This window comes from Halomonas sp. HG01 (assembly GCF_000968715.2).
GTDB classification, from domain to species: domain Bacteria; phylum Pseudomonadota; class Gammaproteobacteria; order Pseudomonadales; family Halomonadaceae; genus Halomonas; species Halomonas halophila.
Window position 1 is genome coordinate 3,421,084 of sequence record NZ_CP022134.1, and the last position, 20,119, is coordinate 3,441,202.

Sequence of the window (20,119 nt, forward strand, 5' to 3'; positions counted from 1 at the left end):
CCGGCGTCGCCGCCATCCGCACGGCCATCACGCAACCTTCAGGGCACGCCGCATGTTCACCATCGATGACCTGGCCGACCGCCTCGGCGGCTACCTTCCTCAGGACGAGATCCAGCAGGTCAAGCGTGCCTTCTACTACGCCGAGCAGGCTCACGACGGCCAGCGCCGTCGCTCCGGCGAGCCCTATGTGACCCACCCCCTGGCGGTGGCCAACATCCTGGCCAACATGCACATGGACCATCAGAGCCTGATGGCCGCCATGCTGCATGACGTCATCGAGGACACCGGCGTCTCCAAGCAGGCCCTGGGCGAGCAGTTCGGCGAGGCCGTGGCGGAGCTGGTCGACGGCGTCTCGAAGCTCACCCAGATCACCTTCGAGGACAAGGCGGTCGCCCAGGCCGAGAACTTCCAGAAGATGGTGATGGCGATGTCCCGGGACATCCGGGTGATCATCGTCAAGCTGGCCGACCGACTGCACAACATGCGCACCCTGGGCGCGCTGCGCCCGGAGAAGAAGCGCCGCATCGCCCGCGAGACGCTGGAGATCTATGCCCGGGTCGCCAACCGGCTGGGCATCAACACCATCCGCGTCGAGCTCGAGGACCTCTCCTTCCAGGCGATCCATCCGATGCGCGCCGAGCGCATCAAGCGCGCCGTGGCCAGCGCCCGCGGCCATCGCCGCTCGGCGATCCGCCAGGTGCAGGACACCCTGCAGAACAGCCTCGACGAAGAGGGCATGACCGGCTCGGTCATGGGCCGCCAGAAGCACCTGCTGTCGATCTACCGCAAGATGCGCGACCAGAAGAAGTCGTTCGCCGAGATCATGGACGTGTTCGGCTTTCGCATCATCACCGACGACGTCGACAGCTGCTATCGCATCCTCGGCATGGTCCACAACCTCTACAAGCCGGTGCCCGGGCGCTTCAAGGACTACATCGCCATCCCCAAGGCCAACGGCTACCAGAGCCTGCATACCACCCTGTTCGGCAGCGGCGGCATGCCCATCGAGGTGCAGATCCGCACCCGCGAGATGGAGGCCATGGCCAACAACGGCATCGCCGCCCACTGGCTGTACAAGGCCGGCCAGACCGACCATCCGATCGCCGAGGGCAGCCATGCCCGGGCCCGTTCCTGGATCAAGGGTCTGCTCGAGATGCAGCGCCACGCCGGCGACTCGCTGGAGTTCATCGAGCACGTCAAGAACGACCTGTTCCCGGACGACATCTACGTGTTCACGCCCAAGGGCGACATCATGGAGCTGCCCCAGGGCGCCACGGTGATCGACTTCGCCTACAGCGTGCACACCGACATCGGCAACAGCTGCATCGCCTGCCGTATCGACCGCCATCTGGCGCCGCTCTCCACCCGGCTCGAGAGCGGCCAGACGCTGGAGATCATCACCGCGCCCGGCGCCAGGCCCAGCCTGGCCTGGCTCAACGTGGTGGTCACCGCCAAGGCGCGCTCGGCGATTCGCCACGCGCTCAAGCACCAGCAGCACACCGAGGCCGTCCAGCTCGGCCGCCGGCTGCTCAACAAGGCGCTGGCGGAGTTCGAGACCAGCCTCGAGGAGCTGCCCGGCGGGCCGATGGCCACGCTGCTGGCCGAGCTGGAGCTGAAGAGCCAGGATGCCCTGCTGGAGTCGATCGGCCTGGGAGCGCGCGTCGCCCACGTGGCCGCCCGGCGCCTGGTCGACCTGCATCACGGCGAGCAGCTGCCGACCGCGGAGACCCCGCACCGGCAGGGGCCGATCGTCATCAGCGGCGCCGAAGGCATGGTGATCAAGTTCGCCCGCTGCTGCCACCCGCTGCCCGGCGATCCCGTCATCGGTCATCTCTCGGTGGGCAAGGGCATCGTCGTCCACCGCACCGAGTGCCGTAACCTGGCCGAACTCAAGAGCGACCCGGACAAGCTGTTCGCCCTCGAGTGGTCCGACCAGGCCGACGAGGACTTCCCGGTGCCGCTGCGCCTGGAGATCGAGAGCCGCCGCGGGCTGGTGGCGGAACTGGCCGGCCTGGTCACCGACGCCGATGCCAACATCGAGCGCATCGGCATCGAGGAGCGCGACGCCCGGCTGTCGATCGTCAACCTCACCGTCTCGGTACGCAACCGCGTGCACCTGGCGCGCATCATCAAGCGCCTGCGCAACCTGTCCCACGTCGGCAAGATCACCCGGCTGGGCAACTGACCCCCGGCGCCCCCGCCCGTCGCGGTCGCGGCGGGCGGGGGCGCCGTCATTGGACACTTCCCCATCATCGCCAACAACACATGGAGCACACCATGAGCAACAAGGCCGTCATCAACACCGACCAGGCACCCGCCGCCATCGGCCCCTACTCCCAGGCCATCAAGGCCGGCAACACCGTCTACATGTCCGGCCAGATCCCGCTGGACCCGGCCACCATGGAGATCGTCTCCGACGACTTCGAGGCCCAGGCCCGTCAGGTCTTCGCCAACCTGAAGGCCGTCGCCGAGGAGGCCGCCGGCGGCCTCAAGGACGTGGTCAAGCTGAACCTCTACCTGGTGGACCTGGACAACTTCGCCATCGTCAACGGCATCATGGAAGAGTTCTTCGACGCGCCCTACCCGGCCCGCGCCGCCGTCGGCGTCAAGGCCCTGCCCAAGGGCAGCCAGGTCGAGGCAGAGGCCGTGCTGGTCATCGGCGACTAAGGAAAGGCTGATTCATTGCTGCGCTCGAGATCCTGGCCGCCGGCGGTGCTCGCTATCCTCATGTAGCAGGCTACACTCCGGTAGCTGCGCTCCGGCGGCGACCAGCCTCTCATCGCTCGCGACATGAATCCGCGCTTTCCGTTACCTCTCTGAAGAGAGCCTTCCTGCCATGCGCCTGTTTCTGGCCCTGGTACCGCCGCCGGCCCTGCGCCGGCGGTTCGGCGTTCTGGCCGATGCCGCCCGCTCCCGCTGCGGCGGCCGGCGCATGCCGGACGACGGCTTTCACCTCACGCTCGCCTTCCTCGGCGAGCAGCCGGAGGCCCGGGCCACGGCCATCGCCGATTGGCTGGCGCGCTTCACCCTGCTGCCCGGCCGCTGGCGGCTCGACCGCTGGGGCCAGTTCCGCCGCCCGGGCATCGTCTGGGTCGGCGGCGACGCCCCCGATCCGGCGCTCGGCGCCCTCCAGCATCAGCTCTGGAACGGGCTCGAGCGGCTCGGCATCGAAGGGCGCCCCGAGCGCTTCGTGCCGCATGTCACCCTGCTGCGCCGGGCCGAGCGACCACCCGCCCCCGACCTGCCGGCCGTGGCGCTGGACTGGACGTATTCCCGTGTCGAGTTGATCCGCTCGACCGTCACGCCCCGGGGCAGCCGCTATGCCTGCCTGGCGCGCACGCCCGGGCCGCTCCCGGACGTGTCGGCAGACGGTCGGAAGGACGAGGAACGCTAGGTGGTGGCCTCGGGCAGGTAGCCGCCCTCGCGCAGCACCTGCAGATAGCCCTCGCGGAAGGTGGGGAAGCGGAAACGATAGCCGCTCTCGAGCAGGCGAGCGTTGTCGCAGCGCTTGCTGGCCCGGCGGCGCAGCGGCGACTGGATGGTCTCGGTGGCCTCGACCTTGAGCTGCCTGGCCAGCCAGGCCATCACCTCGTGGAGCGGTGCCGGCTCGCAGTCGCTGGCCAGATAGAGGTCGTGCAGCATCTCGCCGGCCAGCGCCCGCCCGATCAGGTGGGCCAGCACGCCGGCGCAGTCGTCGCGATGGATGCGGTTGGAGTACATGGCCGGTGTCGCGGCGGCGATACGGCCCTCGCCGACCTGGCGGATCAGGCGGTCGCGCCCCGGGCCGTAGATGCCGGAGAAGCGCACTACCGACCCGGGCAACGCATGCTCGATCAGCGCCTGTTCGGCCTCGCGCATCAGCGCGCCGGAGAAGCCGGTGGGCTCGGTGGGGCTGGCCTCATCCACCGTCTCGCCGCCCTGCTGGGCGTAGACGCTGGTGGAAGAGACGAAAAAGACGTGCTTCGGCGGGCGCTTGCGGCCACCGAACTCGGCGAGCACCGCCTTGAGGCCATCCGGGTAGGCCGCCCGATAGGCCTCTTCCTCGAAGCGGTCGGCGCTGACCACATAGACCAGAATATCCGCATCCGGCAGCTCGGCCAGCGCCGTCGCGTCGCCGAGATCCGCCGAGATGCCCTTGAGGCCGGTATCGGCCAGCCTGGTGGCATCGCGGCGCACCCCGATGACCTTGTGGCCGTCGGCCTTGAGCGCCTGGCCCAGCGTCGTACCGATGTCGCCGCAGCCCAGAATCAGCGTCGTTGTCTTCACCTTTCCCTCGCCCCCTGATAAAAAGTCCCTATGACCCTTGGGGTGCCCTATGGATGGGGCCCGCGACACACTGACAATCGAGGAAGCCCCGGCACCAAAATGACTCTAACAGAACTCCGTTACATCGTAACCCTGGCCCAGGAACGCCACTTCGGCCGCGCCGCCGAGCACTGCTTCGTGTCCCAGCCGACCCTCTCGGTGGCAGTCAAGAAGCTGGAGGAAGAGCTTGGCGTGGCACTGTTCGAGCGTTCCAAGTCCACCGTACAGGTCACGCCGCTGGGCGAGAAGATCGTCGAGCAGGCCCAGCGCGTGCTGGAACAGAGCAGCGTGATCAAGGAACTGGCCAGCGCCGGGCGCGACCAGCTGGCCAGTCCGCTGCGCATCGGTGCCATCTATACCGTCGGCCCCTACCTGTTCCCGCACCTGATTCCGGAGCTCACCCGCCGCGCGCCGCAGATGCCGCTCTACATCGAGGAAGGCTTCACCGGCGAGCTGCGGCGCAAGCTGCGCAGCGGCGAGCTGGACGCCATCATCGTCGCGCTGCCGTTCACCGAGACCGACGTGGTGACCAAGCCGCTCTACGAGGAAGCCTTCGACGTGCTGCTGCCGGCCGACCACGCCTGGGCCGAGCGCGAGAGCATCGACAAGGAGGATCTGCTCCAGGAGCGCCTGCTGCTGCTCGGCGAGGGCCATTGCTTCCGCGACCAGATCCTCGAGGCCTGCCCGGCGATCAGCCACAAGCTCAACAGCCCCAACAACACCCTGACCGCCGAGGGCGGCTCGCTGGAGACGATCCGGCACATGGTCGCCTCGCGGCTCGGCATCACCGTGCTGCCGCGCTCGGCGATCGGCACCGGCCACTACGAGAGCGGCCTGCTCACCAGCCGCCCCTTCACGGCCCCCGGCCCGGGCCGCACCGTGGCCATCGCCTGGCGGGCCAGCTTCCCGCGGCCCCAGGCCATCGACGCGGTCACCGAGGCCATCGCCCACTGTCGCGCGGCCACGAACGAGCCGGCATGAGCGGCCTCGACGCCCCCGTCACGGACCTCAAGGGCGTCGGCGAGGCGCTGGCCCAGAAGCTGGGCCGCCTGCGCATCGATGCCGTCGCCGACCTGCTGTTCCACCTGCCGCTGCGCTACCAGGATCGCACCCGCATCACCCCCGTCGCCGGCCTCCGCTCCGGCGACGAGGCCGTGGTCGAGGGCGAGGTGATGGCCGCCGACGTGGTGCGCGGCCGGCGCCGCAGCCTGCTGGTGCGGCTCAGGGACGGCTCCGGCATCCTCAGCCTGCGCTTCTTCCACTTCTCGCCGGCCCAGCAGCAGCAGTTCTGCCCCGGCGCCCGGGTGCGCGCCTTCGGCGAGGCCCGGGCCGGTGCCACCGGGCTCGAGATCTACCACCCGGAATATCGCCTGATCGGCGAGGGCGCACCGGCGGTGGAGGATCACCTCACGCCTCTCTACCCGACCACCGAGGGGCTGCACCAGACGCGCCTGCGGGCGCTGATCGACCAGGCCCTGGCACGCCTCGACGCCACGCCCGAGGCGCTGCCGGAATGGCTGCCCGAGGCGCTGCGCCACCAGTACGCCCTGCCGGAGCTGCACGACAGCCTGCGCGAGCTGCACCATCCGCCGCCGGATGCCGACCCGGACGCGCTGGCCGAGGGCCGCCACCCGGCCGCGCGCCGGCTGGCCCTGGAGGAACTGCTGGCCCACCGGCTGAGCCTGCGCGAGGTACGCCTGCGCATCCAGGAGGACGGCGCGCCGGCGCTGTCCGACGGCCGTGGCCTGCAGGCCCGCTTCCTGACCCAGCTGCCCTTCTCGCTGACCGGCGCCCAGCGCCGGGTACTCGACGAGATCCGCGCCGACCTGGCCGAGGAGCGGCCCATGCTGCGCCTGGTGCAGGGCGACGTGGGCTCGGGCAAGACCGTGGTCGCCGCCATGGCGGCGCTGTCCGCCATCGCCGGCGGCTGCCAGGCGGCCATGATGGCGCCCACCGAGATCCTCGCCGAGCAGCACTACCGGGCCTTCAAGGCCTGGTTCGAGCCGCTCGGCATCGAGGTGGCCTGGCTGGCGGGCAAGCTCAAGGGCAAGGCCCGGCTCGACGCCAAGGCGGCGATCCTCGACGGCCGGGCGCAGATGGTGGTCGGCACCCACGCGCTGTTCCAGGGCGACGTTCACTTCCATCGCCTGGGCCTGGCGATCATCGACGAGCAGCACCGCTTCGGCGTCCACCAGCGCCTGGCGCTGCGCGAGAAGGGCGAGGCCGGCGGCCTGACGCCCCACCAGATGGTGATGACCGCCACGCCGATCCCGCGCACCCTGGCGATGAGCGCCTACGCCGACCTGGACGTCTCGGTGATCGACGAGCTGCCGCCCGGGCGCACCCCGGTGAAGACGGTGGTGGTGCCCGACGAGCGCCGCCCCGAGGTGGTCGAGCGCATCCGCCACGCCTGCGCCGAGGGCCGCCAGGCCTACTGGGTCTGCACCCTGATCGAGGAGTCCGAGGCGCTGCAGTGCCAGGCCGCCGAGGCCAGCCGCGACGAGCTGGTGGCGGCGCTGCCTGAGCTCTCGATCGGCCTGGTCCACGGCCGCATGAAGGCCGCCGAGAAGGCCGAGGTGATGGCGGCCTTCAAGGCCGGCGAGCTGGACCTGCTGGTGGCCACCACGGTGATCGAGGTCGGCGTCGACGTGCCCAACGCCAGCCTGATGATCATCGAGAACCCGGAGCGACTGGGCCTCTCCCAGCTGCACCAGCTGCGCGGCCGGGTCGGCCGCGGCGCCACCGCGAGCTTCTGCGTGCTGCTCTATCATCCGCCGCTGTCGGACCACTCGCGCAAGCGACTGACGGTGATGCGCGAGACCACCGACGGCTTCCGCATCGCCGAGCAGGACCTGGAGATCCGCGGCCCCGGCGAGGTGCTGGGCACTCGCCAGACCGGCCTGGCGCAGATGAAGATCGCCGATCTGGAGCGCGACGCCGACCTGCTGCCGCGCATCTCGCCGCTGGCCGAGGCGCTGCTGGCCGAGCACCCCGAGGCCAGCCGGCCGCTGATCCGCCGCTGGCTGGGCGAGGAAGCCGGCCGCTACGGGCAGGTCTGACAGCTGCAAGCCAGCAGCGTGAAATCGTTCGCCGCAAAAGAAAACCCCGAAGGTGGAAGCCTTCGGGGTTTTCTTGTAGCTCGGCGCTTGTAGCTCGGCGCTTGTAGCTCGGCGCTTGTAGCTCGGCGCTTGTAGCTCGGCGCTTGTAGCTCGGCGCTACAGGTGCTTCAGCAGTCCCTGCAGGCGGTCGAGGTCCCTGGCATCGCCGACCAGCCGCACGCGGCCGGCCATCATGCCGTCGAGGAAGGCCTTCTGGGTGGGCTTGCGGAGCACCCGGATCGCGCTGTCCGCGTCCTCGAAACGCAGCTCCAGGTCGAGATCCACCGGCAGGCCGTTCCCGGTCTCGATGCCGCGAGGCGACATCCGATAGTGGCGGGCGATGGCGAGATCCTCGGTGCCGATGCCCCAGTCGAGGCGTTTCAGTTCACCCAGGCGCTCGCGGAAGGCGGGCTTGCGACGCAGCGCACGCTTGAGCAGCACGCCGAGCACCCACAGCATCAGGCGGAGCTTCATCGGGATACCGTTGGTCGGAAAGCGAAATGAGGAAGGATCGCGCGGCCCGAGCATCGGGCCGCGCCTCGCGCCTTACTTGGCGACGGCGTCCTTGAGGCCCTTGCCCGGCTTGAAGGCCACGGTCTTGCTGGCCGGAATGGTCAGGGACTCGCCGGTCTGGGGGTTCTTGCCGGTGCGGGCGGCACGCTCGCGCACGGTGAAGGTGCCGAAACCGATCAGCGACACGTCCTTGCCGTCGGACACGCTGCCGGTGATCTCGTCGAGAATGACGTTCAGCACCTGGCTGGCCTTGTCCTTGGAAAGATCGGCACGTTCGGCGATCGCCGCGGCGAGTTCGGGTTTGCGCATACAGCCCTCCTGGTTTGACATCCTGCCGATGATCCCATCGGCCGCATTGTTGTTCGCGGTGATTCATGCACCACTCGCATGCCGCCGACGGGGCGGCATGCGGATGACGCCGTGTGGCAACGCCGCTGCCAGACCCGGAATCCCGGGGGCGCCGTCGTTGACGTCACTAGCCTAGCAACGGCGGCGCAGCGCGCGCCAGTTCGACTTTCCGACGCACGCGGGCGCCTGTCAACGCAAATCCGATCAAACGTCCGTCTTCATCCTCGGCCAGGGCGCTCAGATCATGCCCCTCGCCCTCGATGCGCCAGCGGGCGGGAGAGACGGCGGGAGGAAGCGCCACCACCGGCAGCAGCGGCGTCTTCACCAGCACCGGCCAGGGCCCGTAGCGCACCTCGGTGGGCGTGCCGGAAAGCGTCGCCGCCAGCGCCTTGGCGCCGGCCTGCAGCGGCTGGACGTACATGGCATTGACGCCGTCGACGCAGGCCACGTCGCCCAGCGCATGGATGCCGGGCGCCGAGGTCGCCAGATGGCGGTCGACGAGAATCCCGGCCGGCCCCACAGCAAGCCCGGCCGCCTCGGCCAGCGCGGTGCGGGGCCGCAGGCCGGTGGCCACCAGCACCAGGTCGGCCTCGAGGGCGGTGCCGTCGTCCAGGCCCAGCGCCACCCGCTCGCCCTCGGGCGAAAGCAGGTCGACCATGCGCCCGGTGTGCAGGGCGATGCCGGCCTCGACGAAGGCCTCGCCCAGCGCCCGCCCCAGCGGCTCGGGCAGCAGCCGCGGCAGCGGCGCCGACTCCGGGGCGATCAGCTCGACCGCATGACCGCCGGCGGCCAGGTCGTTGGCGAACTCGCAGCCCACCAGGCCGATGCCGACCACGGCGACCCGCGCCGGGCGATCGAGCGCCGCCAGGGCGGCGTGGAAGGCACGGTAGTCGTCGAGATCGTTGACGGTATGGACCCGGCCGGCCAGCGCCTCGGGAATGGCGAAGGGCGGCGCCGGGGCCGCGCCGGTGGCCAGCACCAGCTCGCCCCAGGGCAGCCGCTCGGCGCCGAGGGTCAGGGTGCGCGCGGCCGGGTCGATGGCCTCGACCCGGGTGTGCGTGCGCATCGTCACACCGAGCTGGTCGGCCGCCTCAAGCGCGCTGCGCGAGGCCAGGCGATCCGGCGGCAGGCGCTTGGCGAAGCCGGTGGAGAGCAGCGGCTTGGAGTAGTCCTCGCCGCCGTCGGCGGTGATCAGGGTGATGGGGCGCTCGGACTGCCGGGTCCGGACCTGGCGCGCCAGGCCCAGCCCGGCCATGCCGGAGCCGATGATGGTCAGGGGTGCGCTCATGGGGCTCCTCGCTGCAGGGGCGCGACGGCCCGACATGGTACACTAGCCGCCCTTTGCATTGGACGCGGAGTAGCGCAGTGAATCACGGTCCGGCCCTCGCTCCCCGATGGCGCCCCCTGGCGGCGGCCCGCCCCGCCATGAGCCCGGCCTGGTGGCGTTGGGTCGCCTCACGGGACTCGCTGACCCGTCGGCTGATCGAGGCCGGCGCGCCGCGCCGCTTCCGGGTCAGGCTGCTCGACCAGCGCCTGGGCCGGCCGCGGCGCGACGAGGCCCTGGCACTGGGCATGGCGCCGGGCCGCCTGGCCTGGCGGCGCGAGGTCGCGCTGTGCCTCGACGACCGGCCCTGGGTGATGGCGCGCTCGGTGGCCCCGCTTCACGGCCTCCTTGGCCAGCGGCTGGCGGGCCTCGGCGAGCGCTCGCTGGGTCACTGGCTGTTCCGCCAGCCCGGCCTCGAGCGCGGCCCCATCGAGGTCAGCGCCGACCCGGCCCCCTTCCACGACGCTCCCGGCCCCTGGGGCCGACGCTCGGTGCTGCGCCACGGCCGCTTCGCGGTGCTGGTCCAGGAGTTCTTCCTCGACGACATGGCGGATGACCTGGCCCTGCCGGCGCGATAGGCTCCCAGGCATCGCCCGAAAACCGTGTCGTCCGATTCAACCGAGAGACCCACATGGAACGTTCCCTGATGCGCCCCAAGGGGCTGGACCGGCTGCCCGACTTCCTGCAACTGACCCGCCTCGACCGCCCCATCGGCACCTGGCTGCTGATGTGGCCGACGCTGTGGGCGCTGTGGACGGCGGCCGAGGGCGTTCCCGAGCGCCGGCTGCTGCTGATCTTCGTCGCCGGGGTCTACCTGATGCGGGCCGCGGGCTGCGTGGTCAACGACTACGCCGACCGCCACTTCGACGGCCACGTGAAGCGGACGAAGTCGCGTCCGCTGGCCACCGGACGCATCGGCGAAGGCGAGGCCAAGGCGCTGTTCGCCGGCCTGGTGCTGGCGGCCTTCGTGCTGGTGTGTTTCACCAACGCCTTCACCGTGATGCTGTCGGTGGGCGGCGTGATCCTGGCCTTCGTCTACCCCTTCATGAAGCGCTACACCCACCTGCCCCAGGTGGTGCTGGGGGCGGCCTTCTCGTGGGCCATTCCCATGGCCTTCGGCGCGGTGCTCGGCCAGGTGCCGCTGGAGGCCTGGCTGCTGTTCGCCGCCAACGTGCTGTGGACCGTGGCCTACGACACCGAGTACGCCATGGTCGACCGCGACGACGACCTGCGCATCGGCATCAAGTCCACCGCGGTGCTGTTCGGCCGTGCCGACCGGCTGATCATCGGCCTTTTGCAGCTGGCCACGCTGGCCCTGCTGGCCTGGGCCGGCGAACGCCTCGGCCTGGGCGGCTTCTTCTGGGTCGGCCTGGCCGCGATGGCCGCCACCTTCGTCCACCAGCAGCGGCTGATCCGCCATCGCGATCGCGATCGCTGCTTCCAGGCCTTCCTCAACAACCATTGGTCGGGGCTGCTGGCGTTCGCCGGCATCGCGCTGTCGCTGTGGCCGGCCGCCGGCGGGTGATGCCGGACGGGGTCGAACGACGGGGCTAAGCGGGGGCGACAGGCGGTGACTGTCACGGTATTGTCACAAGGACATGCTGTCATCGTCACCAATATGTCACTGATCTCGACCATGAGGCCCCGGGATGACCGCCAAGACCGTACTGATCGTCGATGATGAAGCGCCCATCCGCGAGATGATCGCCGTGGCGCTGGAGATGGCCGACTATCGCGTCCTCGAGGCGGACAATGCCCAGAGCGCCCACGCCATGGTCGTCGATCACCAGCCCGACCTGGTGCTGCTGGACTGGATGATGCCCGGCACCAGCGGCGTCGAGCTCGCCCGCCGCCTGAAGCGCGAGGAAGGCACCTCGGAACTGCCGATCATCATGCTCACCGCCAAGGGCGAAGAGGACAACAAGATCCAGGGCCTCGAATCCGGGGCCGACGACTACATCACCAAGCCCTTCTCGCCCCGCGAGCTGGTGGCGCGCCTCAAGGCGGTGCTGCGCCGCGCCACGCCGCGCGGCGTCGAGGAGCCGGTGCAGGTCGAGGGCCTGATGCTCGACCCGGTCAGCCACCGGGTCAGCATCGACGGCCAGTCGCTGGAGATCGGCCCCACCGAGTACCGCCTGCTGCAGTTCTTCATGACCCACCAGGAGCGCGCCTATACCCGCGGCCAGCTGCTCGATCAGGTCTGGGGCGGCAACGTCTACGTCGAGGAGCGCACCGTGGACGTGCACATCCGCCGCCTGCGCAAGGCGCTGGGCGAGCCGCACCAGCAGCTGATCCAGACCGTGCGCGGGACCGGCTACCGCTTCTCCGCCAAGGGCTGACGTGGGCCGGCTGTGGCGACGCGAATGGTGGCGGCTGGGTGCCCTGGTGGGCGCCGGCGCCCTGGTCGGCTGGCCCTTCGGCTTCAGCGGCACCGGCATCGCCGTGGGGCTCGCCCTCTATCTCTTCTACCAGCTGCGCCAGCTGCACGCCCTGCAGGAATGGCTGACCCATCATCCCCATGACGAGCCGCCCTCGGCCTCCGGCCTGTGGGGCGAGCTGTTCGATCGCCTCTACCGCTACCAGAAGGGCCAGCGCCTCACCCAGCGCCGGCTGCGCGACACCCTGAGCCGTATCCAGGAGTCCTCGGAGGCGATGCGCGACAGCGTGGTGATGCTCGACCGCCACGGCGACATGGAGTGGTGGAACAGCGCCGCCGAACGCATGCTGGGCCTCAAGCCGGCCCTGGACCGCGGCCAGCACATCACCAACCTGATGCGCGACCCAAGCTTCGTCGACTACTTCCACGCCCGGGACTATCGCGAGCCGCTGACGCTGTGCTCGCCGATCGACGAGAACCTCATCCTGCAGTTCCAGATCACCCTCTACGGCGACGACGAGCGCCTGGTGATGGCCCGCGACATCACCCGCCTGCACCGCCTGGAGCAGATGCGCCGCGACTTCGTGGCCAACGTGTCCCACGAGCTGCGCACCCCGCTCACCGTGCTGGCGGGCTACCTCGAGACCTACGGCGACATGGCCGAGATGCTGCCCGAGCGCCTGGGCCGAGGCATCGGCCAGATGCAGAGCCAGACCAAGCGCATGCAGAACCTGGTCAACGACCTGCTGCTGCTGTCGCGGCTGGAGAACGACCAGGGCGGCCACGACGACATCCGCATCGACCCCACCAGCCTGCTCGAGGCCGTGCGGCGCGACGCCGAGGCGCTGTCCGAGGGCCACCACCAGCTGGAGGTGGCGGTCGAGGAGCCCCGCGGCCTGCTCGGCTCGGAGAAGGAGCTGCACAGCACCGTTTCCAACCTGGCCTTCAATGCCGTGCGCTATGCCGGCGAGGGCAGCCGCATCGTGCTGCGCTGGCGCCCCTGGGGCGACGGCGCCTGCCTGGAGGTGGAGGACGACGGCGAGGGCATCGATCCGCTGCACATCCCGCGCCTGACCGAGCGCTTCTACCGGGTCGACAAGGGCCGCAGCACCGCCACCGGCGGCACCGGCCTGGGGCTGGCCATCGTCAAGCACGTGCTGCTGCGCCACGACGCCCAGCTGGAGATCGACTCCCGGCTCGGCGAGGGCGCCACCTTCCGCTGCATCTTCCCCACCGCCCGCCTCACCGACGCCGCGCCAGCTTCGCGGCGCGCTTGATCCCGTCCCCGGACGCCACTCCGCCCGACGCAGGCCGGGCGGAGGGATGTCACGTGATCACGACGCCTGCCCGGGGCGCGGGCATCAACGCCTCGCCGGGGCGGCATCGGGCGTCAGCGCCCGGTAGTGGTCTTCCCACATCAGCACCGCGCCGGCCACGGCACCGGGCAGCAGGAACAGGTTGGCCAGCGGCAGCCAGGTGATCAGCATCACCCAGCCGCCGTAGGTGAGCGTCGGCCAGCGGCGCGCGGCCAGCCGGCGGCGCATGTCGGCGAAGGTCACCTTGTTGTTGTCCATGGGATAGTCGAGGTAGGTGACCGCCATCATCCAGGCCGAGAACAGCAGCCACAGCAGCGGGGCGACCAGGTTGATCACCGGGATCCAGCCGATCACGAACAGCAGCGCCATGCGCGGCAGGATGTAGCCCAGCTTGACCAGTTCACGGCCCAGGGCATCGATGGCGGTGCGTGCCAGGCCACGGTCGTCCAACGGCGGCCGGCCGGTCACCTCGCGCTCGACCTTCTCGGCCAGCAGGCCGTAGAAGGGCGCGGCGATCAGCTGGGTCACCAGGGTGAAGCTGAAGAACACGATCAGCCCCAGGCTGAGCACGAACAGCGGCCAGATCAGCCACGACAGCCAGTCGAGCCAGCCCGGCACCATGGCCATCCAGCCGTCGAGCCAGCCGCCGAAGTGGGTCAGCACGTAGCTCAGCATGGCGGCGTAGACCACCAGGTTGGCCAGTATCGGCAGGAACACGTAGCGGCGCAGGCCGGGGGTGTAGACCAGGCGGGTTCCCCGGGACAGCGCCGAGAAGGCATCCAGCATCGGTATCGTTTCCTCCATCGCAACGACGGCGGCCGTCGCCAGGGGCGACGGCCGCTTCTTTGACGGTAGCGGTCGAGCGGGGTTCAGCCCTCGTCGCCGCGCACCTCGTCGTCGAGATCATCCGGGGCCGTGTGGCGGATGTCGAGCCCCTTGACCAGATAGACCACGTATTCGGCCAGGTTGTTGGAGTGATCGCCGATCCGCTCCAGGGCACGCAGGATCCACATGATGCCGAGTACCGGGGATATCGCCCGGGCGTCTTCCATCATGAAGGTCATCAGCGAGCGCATGGCGCTCTTGTACTCGTTGTCGACCTGCTCGTCCTCCTGGACCACCTTGAGCGCCATCTCGGTGTCGAAGCGGGCAAAGGCGGTCAGGGCGTCGCGCATCATCTTGCGCACGTGCTCGCTGATCACGCGTACCTCGACGAAGCCGCGGCTGCCGTTCTGGCTCTCGACCAGCTCCAGGGCGTTGCGGGCGATCTTGCTGGCCTCGTCGCCGATGCGCTCCAGGTCGGAGGCGGCGCGGATCACCGCCAGCACCAGGCGCAGGTCGGAGGCCGCCGGCTGACGGCGGGCCAGGATCTGGGTGCACTCGTCGTCGATCTTGATCTGCATGTCGTTGACGGCGCGATCGTTGTCGACCACTCGCTCGGCCAGGGCGGAATCGCTGTCGAGCAGGGCACGGACGGCGTCCTGTACCTGCTTCTCGACCAGACCGCCCATGGCCATCAGGTGGGTCTTGAGCTCCTCGAGCTCATGATTGAACTGCCGCGAGATGTGCTGGCTGTGGATATCGCTGGTGATGTCCATGAGACTCTCCTGAGGGCGCTGGCGTCAGGCCATGCGTCCGGTAATGTAGTTCTCGGTGCGCGCGAGGCGCGGATTGGTGAACAGGGTATCGGTGGGGGCGTACTCCACCAGTTCGCCGCCCTGCAGGAAGGCGGTGTAATCCGAGACCCGTGCCGCCTGCTGCATGTTGTGGGTGACCAGCACCAGGGTCAGGCTCGACTTCAGGTTGCGGATCAGCTCCTCGACCTTGAGCGTCGAGATCGGGTCCAGGGCCGAGGCCGGCTCGTCGAGCAGCAGCACCTCGGGCTCCACCGCCAGGGTCCGGGCGATCACCAGGCGCTGCTGCTGGCCGCCGGACAGCGCCCAGGCCGAGGCCTGGAGGCGATCCTTGACCTCTTCCCACAGCGCCGCCGAGCGCAGTGACCACTCGACGATGTCGTCGATACGCCGCTTGCGCAGCCCGCCCTGCAGCCGCAGCCCGAACGCCACGTTGTCGTAGATCGACATCGGGAAGGGGTTCGGCGCCTGGAACACCATGCCGACCCGCCGGCGCAGCTCGGCCACCGCCACCTCGGGGGCATGGATCTCCTGGCCCTCGAGCCGAATCTCGCCCTCCCGCCGCACGTCCTCGTTGAGGTCGTGCAGGCGGTTGAGGGCGCGCAGCAGGGTCGACTTGCCGCAGCCCGAGGGCCCGATGAAGGCGGTGACCCGATGACGCGGCACCCGCAGGCTGAGGTCGCGCAGCGCCGGCTTGTCGCCGTAGCGCAGCCCGAAGCCCGAGATCTCCAGGCAGGAGGCCTCGGGCGCGAAATCGATGAAGGCTCCGTGCCGCGGAGCCGGGTCCTGCTTGACCGGCATTACATACCCCTTGGCACCACGGCCGGCCTCAGAGACGCGAGAGGCTACCGTGGCGTGATCTCAGATGATGGCGCAGAAATATTGCAGTCAGGTTAAGCACCAGGATCACCAGTACCAGCAGCAGCGCCGTGGCATAGACCAGCGGCATTGCCGCCTGGACATCGTTGCTGTGGAAGGCGGTATCGAAGATGTGATAGCCCAGATGCATGAACTTCCTTTCAAGGTGAAGGAAGGGGAAGTCGCCGTCCAGCGGCACCTGGGGCGCGAGCTTGGCCACGCCGACCAGCATCAAGGGGGCCACCTCGCCGGCCGCCCGGGCCACCGCCAGGATCATCCCGGTGAGCATCGCCGGGGTGGCCATCGGCAGCACCACCCGGCTGAGCATCTCCAGGCGGGTGGCGCCCAGCGCCAGGGCGCCTTCGCGCTGGCGGTCGGGGATCCGCGCCAGCCCCTCCTCGGTGGCCACGATCACCACCGGCAGGGTCAGCAGCGCCAGGGTCAGCGAGGCCCACAGCAGGCCCCCGGTACCGAAGGTCGGCGATGGCAGCGATGCCTCGAAGAACCATTGATCGAGGCGGCCCCCGAGGCCGTAGACGAACACCCCGAGGCCGAACACGCCGTAGACGATGGAGGGGACGCCGGCCAGGTTGCGCACGCCGATGCGCACCAGCCGGGTCAGGCGCCCCTGGTGGGCCACCTCGTTGAGATAGACCGCCGCCAGCACACCGAAAGGCGTGACCAGCAGCGACATCAGCATCACCATCAGGATGGTGCCGAAGATCGCCGGCCAGACCCCGCCCTCGACGTTGCCCGCCCGCGGTCCCTCGGAGAGGAAGCGCCACAGGCCCTTGCCCCAGTCGGCGAACTTGGCCACGGGGCTCATGGCGTTGGGCCATCGAGCACGCAGGATCTCCTCGACGGGCAGGCGAATGCGACGACCGTCGGCGCTCTCCATCACCACCAGATCGCCCACCATGCGATCGCGCAGGACACGGATCCGTGCCTCGACGTCGCCCAGCACGCGGTTTGTCTCCGGCGTCTCGTCCCACTCGGCCCGGGCCGCCAGCGGCAGCAGGGCCCGGTCGCGCAGCCGGGCGATCTCCTCACGCCATCGCACCTGCTCCGCCAGCCGAGCGCGCAATGCCTCCCACGCCGCCTCGCCCTGCAGGCGCTCGCCCTCGTCGGGCATCCAGGCCACCAGGCGACCGATGAAATCCCCCCAACGACGGCGTTCCAGCACCATCAGCTCGCGGGGATAGGTCTCGGTCTCGATATCGGCCACCGGGACCCAGGTCCAGATATCGCCGTTCAGGTCGCGGTTGCCGGTGCGGTAGAGGCGCTCCTCGCCCTCGGCGTCGGGCAGCGGCGTCTGCCTCACCTCACGGCCGGCCAGGACCCGGCCGTCGGCCAGGGTCAGCTGGGCCACGTCGCTGGGCCAGAAATGCCCCAGCCCCCGCGAGGCCAGCAGCACCAGCAGCAGGGCCAGGAGCAGCAGCGACAGCGAGATGCTGCCGGCGGCCAGCCAGGCCCAGGGACCTTCGCCCCGGGGCAGGCGGGCTCGTCCCGGGCGTCGCCAGGCACGGATCATGGCGTGCCCCCCAGCCGGCGGTAGCGACGACGCAGGCGGGTGCGAACCACCTCGGCCAGGGTGTTGACCAGGAAGGTGAAGACGAACAGCAGCAGCGCGGCCAGCAGCAGCAGGCGATAGTGGGTTCCGCCGGGCGCCGCCTCGGGCAGTTCGGTGGCGATGCTGGCAGCCATGGAGCGCAGGCCGTCCAGCGGGCTGGCGGTCATCAGCGGCGTGTTGCCGCTGGCGATCAGCACGATCATGGTCTCGCCCACGGCACGCCCGGCGCCGATCATCACCGCCGAGAACACGCCCGGCCCGGCCGCCGGCAGCACCACGCGCCACAGGGTCTGCCAGCGCGTCGCGCCCAGCGCCTGGGCGCCCTCGGCCAGGCTCTTCGGCACCCCGGAGAGGGCATCCTCGGCCAGGGCGTAGACGGTCGGCATCACCGCGAAGCCCATGGCCATGCCGACGATGATGGCGTTGCGGCTGGCGTAGTCGAGCCCCAGGTGGGCGGCGAGCCAGGTGCGCAGGTCGCCGCCGAACCACCAGCCCTCCAGCCAGGGCGCCAGCCCGTTCGCCAGGCCCCACAGCAGCAGCAGCCAGGGCAGCAGCCACAGCGCCGACCAGCCCAGCGGCAGGCGCTGGCGTACCCGGCCGGGCAGCCGGCTCCACAGGGCACCGCCCAGCACCAGGCCCGGCGGCAGCAGCAACAGCAGGGTCAGTCCCAGCCCCAGGTGGCGTTCCAGCCAGGGGGCCAGCACCAGGCCGGCGAGGAAGCCGATCACCACGCCGGGCAGGGCCTCGAGCAGCTCCAGGGTGGGCTTGATATGAGCGCGCAGCCGCCGCGACATGAACAGCGCCGAGTGCGCGGCCGCGCCCAGCGCCAGCGGTACGGCGATCACCAGCGACCAGGCCGCGGCCTCCAGGGTGCCCCAGGCCAGCGGCGCCAGGCTGAAGCGCGGCCCCGGCTCCCCCTCAGGCAGCGCCGGCTGCCAGCGATAGACGGGCTCGTCCAGGCCGGGATAGGGCTGGGGCAGCCACAGCGACGCGAGGCTCACCTCGGGCTCGCCCGGCGACGACGACCAGAACAGCGGCAGGACCTCGACCGCCAGGAACACGCCGATGGCCATCACGGCGGCGATCACGCCGATGCCGCCGGCGGTGATCAAGGCCGTGGCCAGGCGGTCGCGGCCCTGGCGCAGGCGGCGTCGCAGCAGCGGTGAAGAGGAAGAGTCGTGCATGAAGGCCGGCGAGTCGGTGGGTTAGCGCAAGGTTACGACATTGTCATGACAGTCGGGTGACACTGTCACGTCTCGTCGCGCGTGGGCTGCAGGATGCGTCGCTGGCGGGCCAGGCTCGCGGCCGGCAGCGACACGAAGCCCATCTCCTCGACGATAGCCTGGCCCTCGACCGAGAGCACCAGTTCGAGGAAGGTCCGCTCGGCGACGGGCAGCACCTCGCCCGGCGGCTGATTGACGTAGATCCTCAGGTCCCGGGCCAGCGGATAGTCGTCGCGACGCACCGCCAGAGGCGTGGGCTCGTGCAGGCGCCCCTCGGGGTCCCGCAGGGCCAGCGCGCGCACGCCGGGCGTGAGGTGATTGAGGCCGGCGTAGCCGATGGCCAGGGGGTCGTCGGCCACCGCCTCGACCACCGCGGCCGACCCTGGATGTTCGTTGACCTCGGGGCGGAAGCTGCCGTCGCACAGGCCCTCGCGGCGGAACAGTCCGTGGGTGCCGGATACCGCATTGCGACCGTGCAGCACGATGGGCCCCGCCGGGAAATCGAGCCCCAGCGCCTGCCACTGGTGGATGCCTCGCTCGGCCCCACAGTAGTGAGTCTCGGAGAAGATGGCGTCGAACTCGCGGCGCGCCAGGCTCGACAGCGGGTTATGGCGATTCACCACGACCACCAGCGCATCCCGCGCCACCACGATCTCCCGCGGTGGATAGCCATGACGATCGACGAAGGCCTGGCGCTCTTCCTCGCTCATCGGCCGCGACATGGGCCCCAGCAGGGTGGTACCGGCGGTCAGCGCCGGCGGGGCGCTGGCCGAGCCGGCCACCTGGAGCTGAACGCGCAGCCCCGGGTAGTGCTCGCTGAGCAGTTCGCCCCAGCGCAGGATCAGCCCCGCCATGGTGTCGGAGCCGACGGTATCGAGGGTGCCGACATGGTGTTCGGCCGAGGCCGGCGCGCTCCAGAGCCCGACGAGGACCAGCAGCCAGGCCGGCAGGCAGCGACGAAGGACCGCTATCATGAAGTTTCTCCCGCTCATACGGATCGGGCGCGACCCTCGTCCCCACAGGGTAGAGTGGCCACGCCCTCGACGTTTATCATGTTTCGCTGATCCCTAGCCGGTGACGATCGCTCCGTCGATCCCCCACCATGACGCCCACACAACAACAAGCCAGGCGAACCGATGCCATGAGCGAACTCGACGACATTCCGGCCCCCCGCGGCCATCTGACTCTCAAGCTGGTCGCCCGCCGCCAGGACACCAACTTCCATGGCGACATCGCCGCCGGCTGGCTGGTCGGCCATATGGAGCAGGCCGCCGAAATCGCCGCCGGCCGCGAAGCCGGAGGGCGCACCGCCACCGTGGCCATCGAGGCCATGGATTTCCTGTGCCCGGTGCGAGTCGGCTCGATGGTCAACATTTTCACCGATGTGCGCGAGATCGGCCACAGCTCGATCAAGATCGATGTCGAGGTCTGGAGCCGCTCGCCCCACGAGCGCGACCCCGACGAGCTGCACAAGGTCACCGAGGCGCGCTTCGTGACCGTGGCGCTGGACGACAACGGCCGCATCCGCGCGGTGCGTCAGGGCGGCTGAGCCG

At 70.0% G+C, this 20,119-nt stretch carries 20 protein-coding genes; 10 read left to right on the forward strand and 10 right to left on the reverse strand.

Going from position 1 to position 20,119, the window contains the following annotated elements; all coding sequences use genetic code 11:
- Positions 1-52 precede the first annotated feature (52 nt).
- The 3 genes from UN84_RS16235 to thpR all read left to right on the forward strand — a co-directional run bounded on the left by UN84_RS16235 (position 53) and on the right by thpR (position 3,394).
- Positions 53-2,185, forward strand: coding sequence for a RelA/SpoT family protein (locus UN84_RS16235; protein ID WP_035594423.1), 2,133 nt, complete (start codon positions 53-55; stop codon positions 2,183-2,185).
- Between the two features lie 92 nt (positions 2,186-2,277).
- Entirely contained in the window at positions 2,278-2,667 is a 390-nt protein-coding gene (locus tag UN84_RS16240) for a RidA family protein (protein ID WP_016855923.1), read from the forward strand.
- 169 nt (positions 2,668-2,836) lie between these two features.
- Positions 2,837-3,394, forward strand: a complete 558-nt coding sequence (gene thpR, locus UN84_RS16245) for an RNA 2',3'-cyclic phosphodiesterase (protein ID WP_046078848.1) — start codon at positions 2,837-2,839, stop codon at positions 3,392-3,394.
- Here the strand turns inward: thpR and UN84_RS16250 are convergent.
- Positions 3,391-4,266, reverse strand: coding sequence for an SDR family oxidoreductase (locus UN84_RS16250; RefSeq protein WP_046078849.1), 876 nt, complete (start codon positions 4,264-4,266; stop codon positions 3,391-3,393). The two genes, thpR and UN84_RS16250, sit on opposite strands and share 4 nt — an antisense overlap.
- A 99-nt stretch (positions 4,267-4,365) precedes the next feature.
- Between UN84_RS16250 and UN84_RS16255 the strand changes: the two genes are divergently transcribed.
- A complete protein-coding gene (locus tag UN84_RS16255; RefSeq protein WP_035594432.1) occupies positions 4,366-5,286 on the forward strand; it encodes a hydrogen peroxide-inducible genes activator in 921 nt (306 codons plus the stop codon).
- Positions 5,283-7,364, forward strand: a complete 2,082-nt coding sequence (gene recG, locus UN84_RS16260; protein ID WP_046078850.1) for an ATP-dependent DNA helicase RecG — start codon at positions 5,283-5,285, stop codon at positions 7,362-7,364. The genes UN84_RS16255 and recG overlap by 4 nt, the downstream gene beginning before the upstream one ends.
- Before the next feature lie 156 nt (positions 7,365-7,520).
- Here recG and UN84_RS16265 read toward each other — a convergent pair whose 3' ends face one another.
- The 3 genes from UN84_RS16265 to UN84_RS16275 form a co-directional block, all read right to left on the reverse strand.
- On the reverse strand, positions 7,521-7,877 hold the full coding sequence (locus UN84_RS16265; RefSeq protein WP_046080328.1) for a hypothetical protein: 357 nt from the start codon (positions 7,875-7,877) through the stop codon (positions 7,521-7,523).
- 72 nt (positions 7,878-7,949) lie between these two features.
- Positions 7,950-8,225 carry an HU family DNA-binding protein gene (locus UN84_RS16270; RefSeq protein WP_016855929.1) on the reverse strand — a complete coding sequence of 92 codons (276 nt, stop codon included), beginning with the start codon at positions 8,223-8,225 and terminating at the stop codon, positions 7,950-7,952.
- Between the two features lie 166 nt (positions 8,226-8,391).
- On the reverse strand, positions 8,392-9,552 hold the full coding sequence (locus UN84_RS16275; RefSeq protein WP_082090858.1) for an FAD-dependent oxidoreductase: 1,161 nt from the start codon (positions 9,550-9,552) through the stop codon (positions 8,392-8,394).
- Between the two features lie 137 nt (positions 9,553-9,689).
- On the opposite strand from UN84_RS16275, the gene UN84_RS16280 reads away from it, so the two are divergent.
- The 4 genes from UN84_RS16280 to phoR all read left to right on the forward strand — a co-directional run bounded on the left by UN84_RS16280 (position 9,690) and on the right by phoR (position 13,242).
- Positions 9,690-10,166 (forward strand): chorismate--pyruvate lyase family protein, encoded by a 477-nt coding sequence (locus UN84_RS16280; protein WP_082090859.1) that lies wholly within the window; start codon positions 9,690-9,692, stop codon positions 10,164-10,166.
- Between the two features lie 53 nt (positions 10,167-10,219).
- Positions 10,220-11,113, forward strand: coding sequence for a 4-hydroxybenzoate octaprenyltransferase (ubiA, locus tag UN84_RS16285; RefSeq protein WP_046078853.1), 894 nt, complete (start codon positions 10,220-10,222; stop codon positions 11,111-11,113).
- 124 nt (positions 11,114-11,237) lie between these two features.
- Positions 11,238-11,927 (forward strand): phosphate regulon transcriptional regulator PhoB, encoded by a 690-nt coding sequence (phoB, locus tag UN84_RS16290; RefSeq protein WP_035594446.1) that lies wholly within the window; start codon positions 11,238-11,240, stop codon positions 11,925-11,927.
- A 1-nt stretch (position 11,928) separates the two neighbouring features.
- A complete protein-coding gene (gene phoR, locus UN84_RS16295) occupies positions 11,929-13,242 on the forward strand; it encodes a phosphate regulon sensor histidine kinase PhoR (RefSeq protein WP_046078854.1) in 1,314 nt (437 codons plus the stop codon).
- An 84-nt stretch (positions 13,243-13,326) separates the two neighbouring features.
- On the opposite strand, the gene cysZ is transcribed toward phoR, so the two are convergent.
- From cysZ to UN84_RS16325, 6 genes are all read right to left on the reverse strand, one after another.
- A complete protein-coding gene (gene cysZ, locus UN84_RS16300) occupies positions 13,327-14,067 on the reverse strand; it encodes a sulfate transporter CysZ (RefSeq protein WP_035594451.1) in 741 nt (246 codons plus the stop codon).
- 83 nt (positions 14,068-14,150) lie between these two features.
- Positions 14,151-14,879, reverse strand: coding sequence for a phosphate signaling complex protein PhoU (phoU, locus tag UN84_RS16305; protein ID WP_035594454.1), 729 nt, complete (start codon positions 14,877-14,879; stop codon positions 14,151-14,153).
- A 24-nt stretch (positions 14,880-14,903) separates the two neighbouring features.
- The gene (pstB, locus tag UN84_RS16310) at positions 14,904-15,716 is read right to left on the reverse strand and encodes a phosphate ABC transporter ATP-binding protein PstB (RefSeq protein ID WP_046078855.1); all 813 of its coding nucleotides are present in this window, start codon (positions 15,714-15,716) and stop codon (positions 14,904-14,906) included.
- Positions 15,717-15,744: 28 nt separating this feature from the next.
- Positions 15,745-17,304, reverse strand: coding sequence for a phosphate ABC transporter permease PstA (gene pstA / locus UN84_RS16315; RefSeq protein ID WP_046078856.1), 1,560 nt, complete (start codon positions 17,302-17,304; stop codon positions 15,745-15,747).
- Entirely contained in the window at positions 17,301-18,527 is a 1,227-nt protein-coding gene (locus UN84_RS16320; protein ID WP_046078857.1) for an ABC transporter permease subunit, read from the reverse strand. The genes pstA and UN84_RS16320 overlap by 4 nt, the downstream gene beginning before the upstream one ends.
- A 65-nt stretch (positions 18,528-18,592) precedes the next feature.
- Complete coding sequence (locus tag UN84_RS16325; protein WP_046078858.1) at positions 18,593-19,540, reverse strand: PstS family phosphate ABC transporter substrate-binding protein; 948 nt, start codon at positions 19,538-19,540, stop codon at positions 18,593-18,595.
- A 167-nt stretch (positions 19,541-19,707) separates the two neighbouring features.
- Between UN84_RS16325 and UN84_RS16330 the strand changes: the two genes are divergently transcribed.
- A complete protein-coding gene (locus UN84_RS16330; protein ID WP_035594462.1) occupies positions 19,708-20,115 on the forward strand; it encodes an acyl-CoA thioesterase in 408 nt (135 codons plus the stop codon).
- Positions 20,116-20,119: the final 4 nt, after the last annotated feature.